Source organism: Comamonas flocculans (assembly GCF_007954405.1).
Lineage (GTDB): Bacteria > Pseudomonadota > Gammaproteobacteria > Burkholderiales > Burkholderiaceae_C > Comamonas_C > Comamonas_C flocculans.
In genome coordinates this window covers 2,548,368-2,563,814 of record NZ_CP042344.1, presented here as the reverse complement: position 1 = coordinate 2,563,814, position 15,447 = coordinate 2,548,368, and the positions used below count along the sequence as shown (strand labels likewise).

Below are 15,447 nucleotides of genomic sequence, written 5' to 3'. Positions count from 1 at the left end.
GGTCTCAGGCCGCTTCGTCGGTGCGCAGCCAGCCGGTCACGCTCCAGCGTGTGGTCTTGCAGGGCAGCACCGCGTGCGGCATCAGACCGCTCACGAACACCGCCAGGCGGGCGTTCAGCGGCGCCAGGCGCGCAAGCTCCAGCTCGGGATTGGCGGGCTGGTAGAAGCACAGCTCGCCGCCATCGGCCGGGTTCCAGCCCGGATTCAGATAGAGCACGATGGATATCTTGCGCAGGTTGCGCCCGCGGTGCTGGTCCAGGTGCTTGCGGTAGCCGCGCCCCCGGGGATAACGGGCAAAGTGGAATTCCTGGCTGCGCACGCCCAGGTTGAAGCGCTGGTTCAGCACGGCCCGAAAGCCCGCCATCCACTCAAAGAAGGGCAGCCGCGCCAGGTCGCTGGCAGGTTCTATCCAGCACACGGCGTCGCCACGCACCTCAGGCTGCCTGCCGCTGGCCAGGTCCAGGCCGAATTCACCCGCCTCGAACGCCCCCTCCTCCCACAACCGTTCGGCATGTTCGCGCAGCTCGGCGCACCACTGGGGCGCCACCGTGGTGTCGGTGATGCTCCAGCCCTGGCGGTTCAGACCCGCGATGATTTCGTCGTAGTCGTCCATGAACGAGCTTTCGCGCTGCGCTGCGCGCCCGGGGGCCGGCGTGCTTCAGTCCATGGTCATGCTGCTGGCCACCGAACGCACGCCGGGAACCCGCGAGGCTACCCGCAGCGCCATGTCGCGCCCGATGAAGCCATTGGCCGGCGTGCCGCTGATGACGATGGCGCCATCGCCCTGCGAGGTGACCTTGAGGCTGTAGATTTTGGTGCGCGGATCGGCTTCCAGCGCCGCGCTCACGCGCCGCTCCAGGTCACGCTCACGGGCCTGGCGCGCCAGCTCGTGGCGCTCCTGCGCATGGTCGCGGCCGCCGTAGTAGCCCTCCTGGTAGCCGCCACCGTAGCCCACGGCGCAGGCGGCGAGCGAGGTGACTGACAGCATCGCCAGCAACAGTTTCCAACCTTGGCTCCCGCATACCGAATATCGCTGCATCTTCATCTTCCGTGGCAATCGGCGGCCCCACGGCCGCGTGCGACGGAGCATAGCGCGCCACGGAAGACTTCAGCGCTCGCCCACACTTTGGTCTGCGCCCCGTCACACGGAACGCGAGAGCGCGCACTCAACGCCGCGCGCGCATCGCGTGAATGCCGTCGGAAAAGCGCTTGAGCGTCGGGGTGCTGTCACCGGGCGGGATCATCAGCTCGATCAACTGGAAACGCCCGCGCTCGGCAAAGGCCGCGTCCAACGCCGCTTTGAACTCGCGGCGCGTGCGCACGCGCTGCCCACGCCCGCCAATGGCGTCGGCCACGCGCGCCAGATGCCAGTCGCCCAGATCAGAGCAGCGCGATTCGGGCTGGAAGGCGCGGATCATTTCCCAGCTCTGGTTGTTGAGCACGATCACGATGGGGTCGATGCCAAGGCGCGCGCAATTGCCCAGCTCCAGCCCGGTCATCTGAAACGCCCCATCGCCCACCAGCGTCAGGCTGCGCTCGCCGGTGGCCAGTTGCACACCCATTCCGGCGGGCACGCCGTAGCCCATCGTGGCGTAGTAACCCGGCGCCACCAGCGTCGTGGGCAACAGCTCCATCGCGGCGAACAGGCAGTCGCCCATGTCGGAGGCGATGGGCAGCGGCCCGTGGGCGCGAATGCGGTCATTGATCGCACGGCTCACGTCGGCCGCGCGCACCGGCTCGTCGTCGGCCACCAAGCCACCGGGGGCGTCGATGGGCATGGGCGCGGGCGCCCGCGCCCTTGTCGCGGCGGGGATGCGCTGGAGCAGGGCTTCGACCAGCGCTGCCAGCGGCAGGTTGGGGTAGACGTGATGCCCGACGCGCGCTTCGCGCTGGGCGGCGATCAGGGCGCGGCGAAAGTCGATCTTCTCGGCGCTCACGCCGAAGTTCACATCCGAGAGAATCGCGCCCAGCATCACCGGCAGGTCCGATTCATCGAGTAGCGCGGTGGTTCGTGCATCACCGGCAATGCCCAGATAGGTACCGTGCAGCTGCACGCCTTCAAGCAGTTGGCCCTCGGCCAGCAGGCCGCGCCCCATGAAGGTGGTGAGCACCGGCAGTTGCAAGCGGCGGGCGAGCTCGGCCACGCGCGCTTCCAGCCCGAAGCGGCGCACCTCCACGTCCACCACCAGCACGGGGTGGCGCGCCGCTTGGATGCGCTGCATCCATTCGTCGGCGCATTCGGCCACGGCTTCGTCGCTGTACGGGGTAGCGGGCAGCACCGGCACCTCGCCCATCGCTGCCTGCGTGATGTCGCGTGGCACCTCGATCAGCACCGGCAGCGAATACTCGCGGCAGTGGCGCAGCACGCGGGCGATTTCATCGGGCGCGTGGGCCGGATCGGAAATGCGCACCTGATCGCAGGTGATTTCGCGAAAGATGCGCCACTGCGTATCCACGTGCTGCACCTGGTGATGCAGCACCAGGCCGTTTTGCGCTTCAAGCGCGCCGGGGCAGCCCGCGACGATGACCAGCGGCACGCGCTCGGCATAGGCGTTGGCGACGGCGTTCACCATGTTCAGCGCCCCCGCGCCATAGGTGACCACGGTGACGCCGATGCCGCCGTGCATGCGCACCGCCGCATCGGCGGCGAAACCCAGGCCAGGCTCATGGCTGAGCGTGACCAGCGGCAGGATGGCGCTCTCTTCGATCTGCTTGAAGAGCGGCAGCACGAAATCCCCGGGAATACCGAAGATTTCGCGCGCCCCGTGGCTCTTGAGAGCGCGCAGCAGCGACAGGCCTACGGTCAAGCGGTTTCCAGTTCGGTCACGCGCTCGGCGGGCGCAGCCGGGGTTTTCACAGGCAACGGCTCGAAGCGCGCGGTGAAAAAGCGCAAGAAGGCCGGTTCATAGACCATCTTCATGCCGCCGATCTCGCGACGGCGCGCGTACAGGTTGATGCACGACTGCGCCACCACGTCCAGGTGTGCATAGGTATAGACGCGGCGCGGGATGGTCAGGCGCACCAGTTCAAGCTTGGGCCGGTGGTGATCGCCCGTTTCCTTGTTGCGCCCGGCGCTCACGATGCCACGCTCCATGCTTCGCACGCCGCTTTCCAGGTAGAGCTGCGCGGCCAGGGTCTGAGCCGGGAATTCGTCTTGCGGGATGTGATCGAGGAAGGCGCGCGCGTCCAGGAACACGGCGTGGCCGCCAACCGGGCGCACGATGGGCACGCCCGCGGCCTCCAGCCTGTCGGCCAAGTAACGGCACTGCGCGATGCGGTGCTCGATGTAATGGAAATCCACCGATTCCTTGATGCCGCGGGCCATCGCCTCCATGTCGCGCCCGGCCAGGCCCCCGTAGCTGGGCATGCCCTCGAACAGCACCACCAGCTCGCTGGCACGCTGGTAGAGCTTGTCGTCGTTCATGCACAGGAAGCCGCCGATGTTCACAAGGCAGTCCTTCTTGCCGCTCATGGTGCAGCCGTCGGCGTAGCTCATCATCTCCTTCAAGATCTCGCGGATGCTCTTGTCGGCGCAAGAGGGTTCGCGCGTCTTGATGAAGTAGGCGTTTTCCACGCAGCGCGTGGCGTCGAACATGACCTTGATGCCCAGCGGCGCGCACAGCGCGTGCACGGCGCGCAGGTTTTCCATGCTCACCGGCTGACCGCCCGCCAGGTTCACCGTGACGGCCACGCAGACGTAGGGGATGCGCTCAGGGCCCACCTCATCGATCAGCTTTTGCAGCTTCTCCAGATCGACGTTGCCCTTGAAGGGCACGTCCGCCTGCGAGTCATGCGCCTCGTCGATGATGATGTCGACGAACTTGGCGCCGTTGAGCTCCTGGTGGGCACGCGTGGTGGTGAAGTACATGTTGCCGGGCACGACGTCGCCGGGCTTGATGCACAGGCGCGAGAGCAGGTTCTCGGCGCCGCGCCCCTGGTGCGTCGGGATGATGTGCTTGAAGCCGTAGTACTCGCGCACCGTGGCCTGCAGGTGCAGGAAGTTCTTGCTGCCGGCGTAGGCTTCGTCGCCCAGCATCATGCCGGCCCACTGCTTGTCGCTCATGGCAGTGGTACCGCTGTCGGTGAGCAGGTCGATGTAGCACTGCTCGGAGTTGATCAGGAAGGTGTTGTAGCCCGCGTCCCTGAGGTACTGCGCGCGCTGCTGGCGGGTGGTCATCGCGATCGGCTCGACGACCTTGATCTTGTAGGGCTCGGCGGGGTAATTCGTCGTCTGCATGATCGGAACCTCCATAAAGTTGGACTGATATATGGCGTTTTGGCGAAATTGCCGCAACTGCGCAACGTAACAGCGACTTTATGGGGTTCGAATCAAAGAGGGTTTTCTGTTTTGCGTTTTTGGCGCATTTTTTTTGCGTTATCGCATGACAAAGGCGGCGCCAACGCAGTTCCATGCAAAACGCCGCCGCGCCGCTTCAGGCCCAGTCGCACTGCACCGTGAAGTGGCGCAGGAACCTGGGCTGCTTGGTGATGCGCACGCCGCGGATGGCCGCCGCCTTTTGCTTGACTTCGGCAATCACCTCCGCCGCATAGTCGAAGTGGCTTTGCGTGTACATGCGCCGCGGAAAGGCCAGGCGCACCAGTTCCATGCTGTGGAAGGTCTCGGTGCCATCGTCCAGGCGCTTGCCGAACATCATCGAACCGACTTCCACGCCGCGGATGCCGCCTTCCAGATAGAGCGCATTGCACAGCGCCCAGGCCGGGTAGTGGGCCACGGGCATGTCCGGCAGCACCGTCTTGGCATCGATGTACACCGCATGACCGCCCGTGGGCTTGACGAAGCCCACGCCTGCGGCCTCCAGTTTTTCGCCCAGATATTCCGCGGTGCGCAGGCGGTAGCGCAGGTAGTCCTCATCCAGCCCTTCTTCCAGGCCCACGGCCAGCGCTTCCAGGTCGCGCCCGGCCATGCCGCCGTAGGTGGGAAAGCCTTCCATCATGATGAGGTCGTTCCTCACCTCGTCCAGCCAATCGGTGGCGCGCAGCACGATGAAGCCGCCGATGTTGACCATGCCGTCCTTCTTGGCGCTCATGGTGGCGCCGTCGGCGTAGCTGAACATCTCGCGCGCGATGTCGCGCACGCTGGTGTGCTCATAGCCGCTCTCGCGCATCTTGATGAACATGGCGTTTTCGGCAAAGCGGCACACGTCCATGATGAGCGGCTTGCCGTACTTCTTGAGCAGGGCCGCGTAGGCGCGGATGTTGGCCATGGACACCGGCTGGCCCCCGCCGGTGTTGTTGGTCACGGTGATCATGCCAAACGGGATGCGCTCACCCTGCTCCTTGAGCAGCGCCTCCACGCGCGCAAGGTCGATGTTGCCCTTGAAGGGATGGAGCGTGGCCGGCTGCAGGCCTTCGGCGATGACGCAGTCCACCGCCTCCACGCCGACGTATTCGAGGTTGGCGCGGGTGGTGTCGAAGTGGCAGTTGCTCGGCACCAGGTCGCCCTTCTTGCAGACGGCGGTGAACAGAACCTTCTCGGCCGCGCGGCCCTGGTGGGTGGGCACGAAGTGCTCCATGCCGGTGATGTCGCGGATCACCTGCTCCAGGCGAAAGTAGCTGCGCGCGCCGGCGTAGCTCTCGTCGCCCTCCATGATCGCGCCCCACTGGCGCGCGGACATCGCGCCGGTGCCCGAGTCGGTGAGCCAGTCGATCAGCACGTCTTCGGCCCTGAGCTGAAAAACGTTCAGCCGCGCGGCTTGCAGCAGCTTTTCGCGCTCAAGGCGCGTGGTCATGCGGATGGGCTCCACGCTCTTGATGCGAAACGGCTCGATCATGGTTTTGGGCACGACAATTCCTTCCAGGAGTCAATCAAAACCGCGAACTTAGCCCCTAAAAAACCCCTGTGGTGTCGCTTTTTTCCAACATCTTGGCAAAACAGAGCCTGGGCTCCGGCGGCGCCCACAAACCGCTGCGGGCGGCCTGCCAGCCGCTTCCTTGTGCAGTGTCGCCCTAGAATTGCCGCTTTGTTTGCAAGCAACCGAGAGCATCCATGGGACGCACCCTGTACGACAAGGTCTTTGACGAGCACGTGGTCCATACCGAGGACGACGGCACGGCCGTCCTCTACATAGACCGCCACCTGGTGCATGAGGTCACCAGCCCGCAGGCCTTCGAAGGACTGCGCGAGGCCGGGCGCTCCGTCTGGCGCACCAGCTCCATCATCGCCACGGCCGACCACAACACGCCCACCACCGGCTGGGAGCTGGGCTACGACGGCATCGCCGACCCGATCAGCAAACTGCAGATCGAAACGCTGGACGACAACATCCACAAGAACGGCGCGGCCGCCTTCTTCCCCTTTCTGTCCAAACGCCAGGGCATCGTGCACGTGATCGGCCCAGAGAACGGCGCGACGCTGCCTGGCATGACGGTGGTCTGCGGCGACAGCCACACCAGCACGCACGGCGCCTTCGGCGCCCTTGCGCACGGCATAGGCACCAGCGAGGTCGAACACGTGCTGGCCACCCAGTGCCTGTTGACCAAGAAGGCCAGGAACATGCTGGTGCGGGTGAACGGCCAGGTGGCGCCCGGCATCACCGCCAAGGACATCGTGCTGGCCATCATCGGCAAGATAGGCACGGCGGGCGGCACGGGCTACACCATCGAATTCGCCGGGGAGGCCATCCAGGCACTGTCGATGGAAGGGCGCATGACGGTGTGCAACATGACCATCGAGGCCGGCGCGCGCGCGGGCATGATCGCCGTGGACCAGAAGACCATCGACTACTTCAAGGGCAAGCCGCTCGCGCCCACCGGCGTGCAGTGGGACATGGCCGTCAAGTACTGGCAGACCCTGCACTCGGACCCCGACGCCAAATTCGACGCGGTGGTCGACTTGAACGCCGCCGACATCCTGCCCCAGGTCACCTGGGGCACCAACCCCGAGATGGTGGTGGACATCAACGCCCGCGTGCCCGACCCCGAGAAGGAAAAAGACCCGGTGATTCGCCACGCCATGGAGCGCGCCCTGACCTACATGGGGCTGCAGCCGGGCAAACCGATGCAGGACATCTTCGTGGACAAGGTCTTCATCGGCTCGTGCACCAACAGCCGCATCGAAGACCTGCGCGCGGCCGCCGCGGTCGTCAAGAAGCTCAACCAGAAGGTCGCCAGGAACATCAAGCTCGCCATGGTCGTGCCCGGCTCGGGCCTGGTGAAGGCGCAGGCCGAGCGCGAGGGGCTGGACCAGGTCTTCCTGGCCGCCGGCTTCGAATGGCGCGAGCCGGGCTGCTCGATGTGCCTGGCGATGAACGCCGACCGGCTGGAGCCGGGCGAGCGCTGCGCCTCCACCAGCAACCGCAACTTCGAAGGCCGCCAGGGCGCGGGCGGGCGCACCCACCTGGTCAGCCCCGCCATGGCGGCGGCGGCAGCCATCCACGGTCATTTCGTCGACATCCGCAAATTTGCCTGAAGGAGCCAACCATGAAAAAAATTGCCGCGCTCGCTCCCCTGCTCCTGGCCGTGTTCCTGGTCGGCTGCAACACCGTCAAGGGCATGGGCCAGGACGTGCAGAGGGCCGGTGGCGCCATCGAGCGCGCCGCCGACAAGTAAGGGCAGAGCTCACCACCATGCAGAAATTCACCGTACACAAGGGGCTGGTCGCGCCCATGGACCGCGAAAACGTGGATACCGACGCGATCATCCCCAAGCAATTCCTCAAGTCCATCAAGCGCACGGGCTTTGGCCCCAACCTGTTCGACGAGTGGCGCTACCTGGACCAGCCGGGCAAGCCCGGCATGCCCGAATCCAAGCGCAAGCCGAACCCGGACTTCGTGCTCAACCAGCCGCGCTACAAGGGCGCAAGCATTCTGCTGGCGCGTCAGAACTTCGGCTGTGGCTCGAGCCGCGAGCACGCGCCCTGGGCGCTGCAGCAGTACGGCTTTCGCTCCATCATCGCGCCCAGCTTTGCCGACATCTTCTTCAACAACTGCTTCAAGAACGGGCTGCTGCCCATCCGCCTGCCCGAGGCCGTCGTTGCCCGCCTGTTCGACGAGGTCGCGGCCTTCCCGGGCTACGAGCTGACCATAGACCTGGAGCGCCAGGTGGTGGTGGAGCCCCAGGGCGGGGAAATTCCCTTCGAGGTCGAGTCCTTCCGGCGCTATTGCCTGCTGGGCGGCCTGGACGACATCGGCCTGACGCTGCGCCACAAGGACAAGATCAAGGCCTTCGAGGCCGAACGTCTGGCCACCAAGCCTTGGCTCGCGCGGGTAATGGCGTCCTGAAACCATAGAAAATTTATACGAAATCAGGCTCAAACCCTTGTACAGCAAGCGCCAACAGCTATCAAAACAATGAAAATTGCCATTCTTCCGGGCGACGGCATAGGCCCCGAAATCGTTGCCGAAGCGGTCAAGGTGCTCAAGGCGCTGGGGCTGACTTTCGAAATGCAGAGCGCACCGGTGGGCGGCGCCGCCTATGAAGCGGCGGGGCATCCGCTGCCGCCCGCCACGCTGGAGCTGGCGCAGTCGGCCGACGCCATCCTGTTCGGCGCCGTCGGCGACTGGAAGTACGACAAGCTCGAACGCGCGCTGCGCCCTGAACAGGCCATCCTGGGCCTGCGCAAGGCGCTGGGGCTGTTCGCCAACTTCCGTCCCGCGATCTGCCACGAGCAGCTGGTCGGCGCCTCCAGCCTCAAGCCCGAACTGGTGGCGGGCCTGGACATCCTCATCGTGCGCGAGCTCACCGGTGACATCTATTTCGGCCAGCCGCGCGGGCGGCGCAAGGCGCCCGACGGTCCCTTTGCCGGCGCCGACGAAGCCTTTGACACCATGCGCTACGCCCGCCCCGAGATCGAGCGCATCGCGCGCGTGGCCTTCGAAGCCGCGCGCCAGCGCAAGCGGCGCGTGACCAGCGTGGACAAGGCCAACGTGCTGGAGACCTTCCAGTTCTGGAAGGACGTGGTGAGCGAGGTGCACCAGGACTACCCCGACGTGCAGCTGGACCACATGTACGTGGACAACGCCGCGATGCAGCTCGTCAAGGAGCCCAAGAAGTTCGACGTCATCGTCACCGGCAACATGTTCGGCGACATCCTCTCGGATGAAGCCTCCATGCTCACCGGCTCCATCGGCATGCTGCCTTCGGCCAGCCTGAATGAAAAGAAGCAGGGCCTGTACGAGCCCAGCCATGGCAGCGCGCCGGACATCGCCGGCAAAGGCCTGGCCAACCCGCTGGCCACCATCCTCTCGGCGGCGATGATGCTGCGCTTCTCGCTGAACCAGCCCGAGGCCGCCGAGCGCATCGAAGCTGCCGTCGGCCGGGTGCTGGCGCAAGGCCTGCGCACGCCCGACATCTGGAGCGAGGGCACGAGCAGCGTCAACACCGCCGAAATGGGCGACGCGGTGGTGCGCGCGCTCGGCTGAACCCGGCGTCGAGCCGCCCGGCCCCTATCGCCCGCGCGACAAGCCCGCGCCGCACCAACGGAATAATCGGGCGAATGTACTTTGCACGTCTTCCTGCCCGCAACCATACCCTGAACCTGCGCGGCAACCCCTGCCACCTGCACTGCTGGGGCCCCGCCACCAGCACCCTGCCGCCACTGGTGCTGCTGCACGGCTGGATGGACGTGGGGGCTTCCTGGCAGTTCGTGGTGGATGCGCTGGACAGCACCTTCACCGCCCGGCGGCGCATCATCGCGCCCGACTGGCGGGGATTTGGCCAGTCCATGCCCACCGCCCCGGTGGACTGCTACCACTTTGCCGATTACCTGGCCGACCTGGACCTGCTGCTCGACGAGTGGGTGGGCAGCGCCACCCCCATCGACCTGGCGGGCCACAGCATGGGCGGCAACCTTGCCATGATGTACGCCGGCGTGCGCCCGGCACGCATCCGCCGCCTGGTCAACCTGGAAGGCTTTGGCCTGCCCGCTACCGAGGCCGGCGAAGCGCCAGCACGCTATGCCCAGTGGCTGGACGAACTGCAGCGTCTGCGCCGGGGAGAAATCCACCTCAAGAGCTACGACAGCGCAGACGACGTGGCCGCGCGGCTGATGCGCACCAACCCGCGTCTGGGCGCGGACAAGGCGGCGTGGCTCGCGCAGCATTGGGCCAGCCAGGGCACGGACGGGCGCTGGCACATCCGGGGCGACGCCGCGCACAAGGTCGTGAGCGCCCAGCTCTACCGCGTGGATGAAGCGCTGGCGCTGTACGCAGCCATTACCGCGCCGGTGCTGTGCATCGAATCCGAACAGGACAGCCCGGCCCTGTGGTCCAAGGGGCGCTTCACCCTGCAGGAGCACCACCAGCGCCTGACCCACGTGCGCCAGCTGCAAACCGCCACGGTGCAGGACGCGGGCCACATGCTGCACCATGACCAGCCCGAGGTGGTGGCGCGCCTGATTGAGGATTTTCTCGGCGCCTGAGCACTTGCGGCGCAGGCAAAGGCCTGCAGAGCGCGCTCCGCTCAACCCGCTGCGCGCCCGCCGCAGGCCGGCTGCGGCCGCTCATGGGAAAATCCAGGATTACCCGCATGTGACAGCAAAGGATTTCCCATGGAAGCAGAACAAATCAACCTGATCGGCAACACTCTGGAGGATCTCGGCGAGCGCACCGAGGCCCTGCGGAGGTATCTTTGACTACGATGCCAAGCACGAGCGCCTGAGGACCGTCAACGCCGCGCTCGAAGACCCGAACGTCTGGAACGACCCCAAGAAGGCCCAGGAGCTGGGCAAGGAAAAGAAGTTGCTCGACGGCGTGGTGCTCACGCTGCAGAAGCTCACCCAGGAGATCGCCGACAACACCGAGCTCTATGAAATGAGCAAGGATGAGGACGACGAGGCGGGCCTGGCCGCGATCGAGACCGAGGTCGAGAAGCTCAAGCCGCTGATCGAGGAGCTGGAATTCCGCCGCATGTTCAGCAAGGAGGCGGACCCGCTCAATTGCTACATCGACATCCAGGCCGGCGCCGGCGGCACCGAGGCCTGCGACTGGGCCGGCATGCTGCTGCGCCAATACCTGAAGTACGCCGAACGCAAGGGCTTCAAGGCGACGGTGGACGAGGAAACCCCGGGCGACGTGGCCGGCATCAAGAGCGCCACCATCCACATGGAAGGCGAATACGCCTATGGCCTGCTGCGCACGGAAACCGGCGTGCACCGCCTGGTGCGCAAGAGCCCGTTCGACAGCTCGGGCGGACGCCACACCTCGTTCGCCTCGCTCTTCGTCTATCCCGAGATCGACGACTCCATCCACATCGACATCAACCCCGCCGACGTGCGTACCGACACCTACCGCGCCAGCGGCGCGGGCGGCCAGCACATCAACAAGACCGATTCGGCGGTGCGCCTCACCCACATTCCCACGGGCATCGTGGTGCAGTGCCAGGATGGGCGCAGCCAGCACAGCAACCGCGACGTGGCCTGGCAGCGCCTGCGCTCGCGCCTGTATGAGCACGAAATGCAAAAGCGCATGGCCGAGCAGCAGGCGCTGGAGGACACCAAGAGCGACGTCGGCTGGGGCCATCAGATACGCTCCTACGTGCTGGACAACAGCCGCATCAAGGACTTGCGCACCAACGTCGAAGTCTCGGCCACGCAAAAAGTGCTCGACGGCGACCTCGACGTGTTCATCGAAGCCTCGCTCAAGCAAGGCGTTTAACGGCCCGCCCCGGCCCGCGCACGTGCGCGCCGGGGAGCGGCCCCCAGGAAAGGACCAACCCATGATGAGAGATGGCAACGCCAGCGCGGTCTACCGGCTGCAGTATGCGCCGCCCGCGTTCTGGATCGACGCGGTGGAGCTCACCTTCGACCTCGATCCGGCCAAGACCCGGGTGCTCAACAAGATGCGCGTGCGCCGCAACCCCGAGGTAGCGGCCCAGGCCCTGCGCCTCGATGGCGAAGAGCTCCAGCTGGCGCGCGTGCAGGTCAACGGCGCGGGCACCAGTTTCAAGATCGAGGAAGACCAGCTCGTGCTGGAAAACCTGCCCGAGGGCAGCGAGCCTTTCGATCTGGAAATCTTCACCACCTGCGCGCCCGAGAAGAACACCCAGCTGTCGGGCCTGTACGTAAGCAACGCAACCTTCTTCACCCAGTGCGAGGCCCAGGGTTTTCGGCGCATCACCTATTTCCTGGACCGCCCGGACGTGATGGCCAGCTTCAGCGTGCTCCTGCGCGCCGACAAGGCCCGCTATCCGGTGCTGCTGTCCAACGGCAACCTGGTCGAATCGGGTGAGCTGGCGGACGGGCGCCACTTTGCCCGCTGGGTCGATCCGCACAAGAAACCGTGCTACCTCTTCGCACTGGTGGCGGGCAAGCTCGTGGCACGCGAGCAGCAGATCACCAGCCGCGCCGGCAAGGAGCACCTGCTGCAAGTCTGGGTGCGCCCCGGAGACCTGGGCAAGACCGAGCACGCGATGAACTCGCTGATGGCAGCGATTGCCTGGGACGAGACGCGCTTTGGCCTGTCGCTCGACCTGGAGCGCTTCATGATCGTCGCCACCAGCGACTTCAACATGGGCGCGATGGAGAACAAGGGTCTGAACGTCTTCAACACCAAATACGTGCTGGCCAGCCCGGCCACCGCCACCGACCAGGACTTTGCCAACATCGAAGGCGTGGTCGGCCACGAGTACTTCCACAACTGGACCGGCAACCGCGTCACCTGCCGCGACTGGTTCCAGCTCTCGCTCAAGGAAGGCCTGACGGTCTTTCGCGACCAGGAGTTCAGTCAGGACATGGCCGGCAGCGCGTCCGCGCGCGCCACCCGCCGCATTGAGGACGTGCGCGTGCTGCGCAGCGCCCAGTTCCCCGAAGACGCCGGCCCCATGGCCCACCCGGTGCGTCCGGACAGCTACGTGGAGATCAACAACTTCTATACCGTCACGGTGTACGAAAAGGGCGCCGAGGTGGTGCGCATGCAGCGCACGCTGGTGGGCGGCCACGAAGGCTTCGCCCGCGGGATGAAGCTGTACTTCGAGCGCCACGACGGTCACGCCGTCACCTGCGACGACTTCGCCCAGGCCATGGCCGACGCCAACCCCGCAAGCCCGCTGGCCCAGCACCTGGAGGCCTTCAAGCGCTGGTACAGCCAGGCCGGCACGCCACGCGTGAAGGCCGCGGGCCACTACGACGCCGACGCCCGGACCTACACCCTCACCCTCATGCAGAGCTGCCCACCCACGCCGGGGCAGCCGGACAAGCTGCCCTTCGTCATTCCGCTCACGCTTGGCCTGGTCGGTGAAGACGGCGCCGCCCTGCCCCTGCAACTGGCGGGCGAGGCCGCGGCGGGCGAGACCCAGCGCACGCTGGTGCTGCACGAGGCCAGCCAGACCTTCACCTTCGAAGGCGTGGCGCAGCGCCCCGTGCCCTCGCTGCTGCGCAGCTTTAGCGCACCGGTCATCCTGGAGTGCGACTACAGCGACGCCGAACTGCTGACCCTGCTCGCACACGATGCGGACCCCTTCAACCGCTGGGAAGCGGGCCAGCGCCTGCTGCTGCGCGTTGCTCTTTCTTCCATAGCTGATAGCGCAGAGCAGGCGGGCGCTACAGCCATAAATGGCCATATTCCCGAGGACATCGTCGATGCGCTGCGCGCGGTGCTGGCGGACCCGCAGCTGGACCCCGCATTCAAGGAACTGGTGCTGACCCTGCCCTCGGAGGTCTACATCGCCGAACAGCTCGACGAGGTCGATCCGCAGCAGGTGCATGCGGCGCGCGAGGCTCTGCGCCTGCAACTAGCCACCGCGCTGCAAGCCCAATGGCGCAGCGCCTGGGAGCAGCACCAGGACAGCGGCGCCTACCGCCCGGATGCCGCCAGCAGCGGCCGGCGCGCGCTGGCCGGCCTGGCGCTGTCCATGCTCTGCCTGGCCGCGCGCAGCAGCGGCGACACCGTCTGGCCGGGCAAGGCCTACCAGCGCTTCAAGATTGCTGCCAACATGACCGAGCGCCTGAACGCGCTGGGCGCGCTGATCGTGAGCGACCATGAACTCGCCCGCCCAGCGCTGGAGCGTTTCCACGAACGCTTCCGTGACGACGCGCTGGTGCTGGACAAATGGTTTGCGCTGCAAGCCGCGCGCCCCGACCGCGGCGGCAACGTGCTGCCCGCCGTGCAGGCGCTGATGCAGCATCCGGACTTCAACCTGAAGAACCCCAACCGCGCGCGCAGCCTGGTATTCAGCTACTGCAGCGCCAACCCCGGGGCCTTTCACCGCCGCGACGGCGCAGGCTATGCCTTCTGGGCCGAACAGGTGCTGGCGCTGGACGCCTTCAACCCGCAGGTGGCCGCGCGCCTGGCGCGTGCGCTGGACCGCTGGAAGCGGCTGGCCGAGCCCTACCGCGAGGCCGCGCGCGCCGCCATCGAACGGGTGGCCGCCGCGCCCAAGCTCTCCAACGACGTGCGCGAGCTCGTCACCCACGCCCTGGCCGATTGAGAGGAGTTTTCATGGTCGACCACCGCATCAGCCTCACCCGCTACCTCGTCGAACAGCAGCGCGTGCACGGCCACATCCCGTCCGAGCTGCGCCTGCTGCTGGAGGTGGTGGCGCGCGCCTGCAAGCGCATCAGCTTTGCCGTCAACAAGGGCGAGCTGGGCGACGTGATGGGCAGCGCCGGCACCGAGAACGTGCAGGGCGAGGTGCAGAAGAAGCTGGACATCATCGCCAACGAAACCCTGATCGAGGCCAACGAATGGGGCGGGCACCTCGCAGCAATGGCCAGCGAGGAGATGGAAGGCATCTACGTCGTGCCCAACCGCTACCCCCAGGGCGAATACCTGCTGATGTTCGACCCGCTGGACGGCTCCAGCAACATCGACGTGAACGTCTCCATCGGCACCATCTTCAGCGTGTTGAAAAAGCCCGAAGGCCACCCCGGCGTGCACGACAATGACTTTCTGCAGCCCGGCAACTGCCAGGTGGCCGCCGGCTACTGCATCTACGGGCCGCAAACCACCCTGGTGCTCACCGTCGGCGACGGCGTGGCCATGTTCACGCTGGACCGCGAGCAGGGCTCCTTCGTCCTCACGCGCGAGAACGTGCGCATTCCCGAGGACACGAAGGAGTTCGCCATCAACATGAGCAACGTGCGCCACTGGGACGCGCCGGTCAAGCGCTACATCGACGAATGCCTGGCGGGCGAGGACGGCCCGCGCGGCAAGAATTTCAACATGCGCTGGATCGCCAGCATGGTGGCCGACGTGCACCGCATCCTGTGCCGCGGCGGCATCTTCATGTACCCCTGGGACAAGCGCGAGCCCAGAAAGCCCGGCAAGCTGCGCCTGATGTACGAAGCCAACCCCATGGGCTGGCTGGTGGAGCAGGCGGGCGGCGCGGCCACCAATGGCCGCCAGCGCATCCTGGACATCCAGCCCACCCAGCTGCACGAGCGCGTGAGCGTGATCCTGGGCTCGAAGAACGAGGTCGAACGCGTGACCGGCTACCACGCCGAAGCCTGAGGCCGCGCATGGCGGATGCGCCCGGGCGCACCGCCGGGCAAGG

The 15,447-nt window shown here is 66.3% G+C and carries 13 protein-coding genes; 8 read left to right on the top strand and 5 right to left on the bottom strand.

The annotated features are described in order from the left end of the window. Positions 1-4: 4 nt before the first annotated feature. The 5 genes from FOZ74_RS12260 to FOZ74_RS12240 all read right to left on the bottom strand — a co-directional run bounded on the left by FOZ74_RS12260 (position 5) and on the right by FOZ74_RS12240 (position 5,804). Positions 5-613, bottom strand: a complete 609-nt coding sequence (locus FOZ74_RS12260) for a 2OG-Fe(II) oxygenase (RefSeq protein ID WP_146913331.1) — start codon at positions 611-613, stop codon at positions 5-7. A gap of 45 nt (positions 614-658) precedes the next feature. Further along, positions 659-988 (bottom strand): BON domain-containing protein, encoded by a 330-nt coding sequence (locus FOZ74_RS12255; RefSeq protein WP_186764593.1) that lies wholly within the window; start codon positions 986-988, stop codon positions 659-661. 178 nt (positions 989-1,166) lie between these two features. Beyond that, positions 1,167-2,807 (bottom strand): indolepyruvate/phenylpyruvate decarboxylase, encoded by a 1,641-nt coding sequence (gene ipdC, locus FOZ74_RS12250; RefSeq protein WP_146913329.1) that lies wholly within the window; start codon positions 2,805-2,807, stop codon positions 1,167-1,169. After that, a complete protein-coding gene (locus tag FOZ74_RS12245; RefSeq protein ID WP_146913328.1) occupies positions 2,804-4,237 on the bottom strand; it encodes a tyrosine phenol-lyase in 1,434 nt (477 codons plus the stop codon). The genes ipdC and FOZ74_RS12245 overlap by 4 nt, the downstream gene beginning before the upstream one ends. A gap of 196 nt (positions 4,238-4,433) precedes the next feature. Continuing rightward, positions 4,434-5,804, bottom strand: coding sequence for a tryptophanase (locus FOZ74_RS12240; RefSeq protein ID WP_146913327.1), 1,371 nt, complete (start codon positions 5,802-5,804; stop codon positions 4,434-4,436). 203 nt (positions 5,805-6,007) lie between these two features. Here FOZ74_RS12240 and leuC point away from each other — a divergent pair, with 203 nt between their 5' ends. The 8 genes from leuC to FOZ74_RS12200 all read left to right on the top strand — a co-directional run bounded on the left by leuC (position 6,008) and on the right by FOZ74_RS12200 (position 15,404). Then, complete coding sequence (leuC, locus tag FOZ74_RS12235) at positions 6,008-7,429, top strand: 3-isopropylmalate dehydratase large subunit (RefSeq protein ID WP_146913326.1); 1,422 nt, start codon at positions 6,008-6,010, stop codon at positions 7,427-7,429. 11 nt (positions 7,430-7,440) lie between these two features. Continuing rightward, a complete protein-coding gene (locus FOZ74_RS12230; protein ID WP_146913325.1) occupies positions 7,441-7,569 on the top strand; it encodes an entericidin A/B family lipoprotein in 129 nt (42 codons plus the stop codon). A gap of 17 nt (positions 7,570-7,586) precedes the next feature. Further along, positions 7,587-8,240 carry a 3-isopropylmalate dehydratase small subunit gene (gene leuD / locus FOZ74_RS12225; protein ID WP_146913324.1) on the top strand — a complete coding sequence of 218 codons (654 nt, stop codon included), beginning with the start codon at positions 7,587-7,589 and terminating at the stop codon, positions 8,238-8,240. A 69-nt stretch (positions 8,241-8,309) separates the two neighbouring features. Continuing rightward, on the top strand, positions 8,310-9,380 hold the full coding sequence (leuB, locus tag FOZ74_RS12220; protein WP_146913323.1) for a 3-isopropylmalate dehydrogenase: 1,071 nt from the start codon (positions 8,310-8,312) through the stop codon (positions 9,378-9,380). Between the two features lie 74 nt (positions 9,381-9,454). After that, positions 9,455-10,378, top strand: a complete 924-nt coding sequence (locus FOZ74_RS12215; protein WP_146913322.1) for an alpha/beta fold hydrolase — start codon at positions 9,455-9,457, stop codon at positions 10,376-10,378. A gap of 129 nt (positions 10,379-10,507) precedes the next feature. Then, positions 10,508-11,612, top strand: a protein-coding gene (prfB, locus tag FOZ74_RS12210) for a peptide chain release factor 2 (RefSeq protein WP_146913321.1) whose coding sequence is annotated in 2 segments (ribosomal slippage) — positions 10,508-10,588 and positions 10,590-11,612 — 1,104 coding nt in all. Because the reading frame shifts where the segments join, the coding sequence is not laid out codon by codon here. 64 nt (positions 11,613-11,676) lie between these two features. Continuing rightward, entirely contained in the window at positions 11,677-14,382 is a 2,706-nt protein-coding gene (pepN, locus tag FOZ74_RS12205) for an aminopeptidase N (protein WP_146914197.1), read from the top strand. 11 nt (positions 14,383-14,393) lie between these two features. Continuing rightward, positions 14,394-15,404 (top strand): class 1 fructose-bisphosphatase, encoded by a 1,011-nt coding sequence (locus FOZ74_RS12200; protein ID WP_146913320.1) that lies wholly within the window; start codon positions 14,394-14,396, stop codon positions 15,402-15,404. The last annotated feature ends 43 nt before the right edge of the window (positions 15,405-15,447 follow it).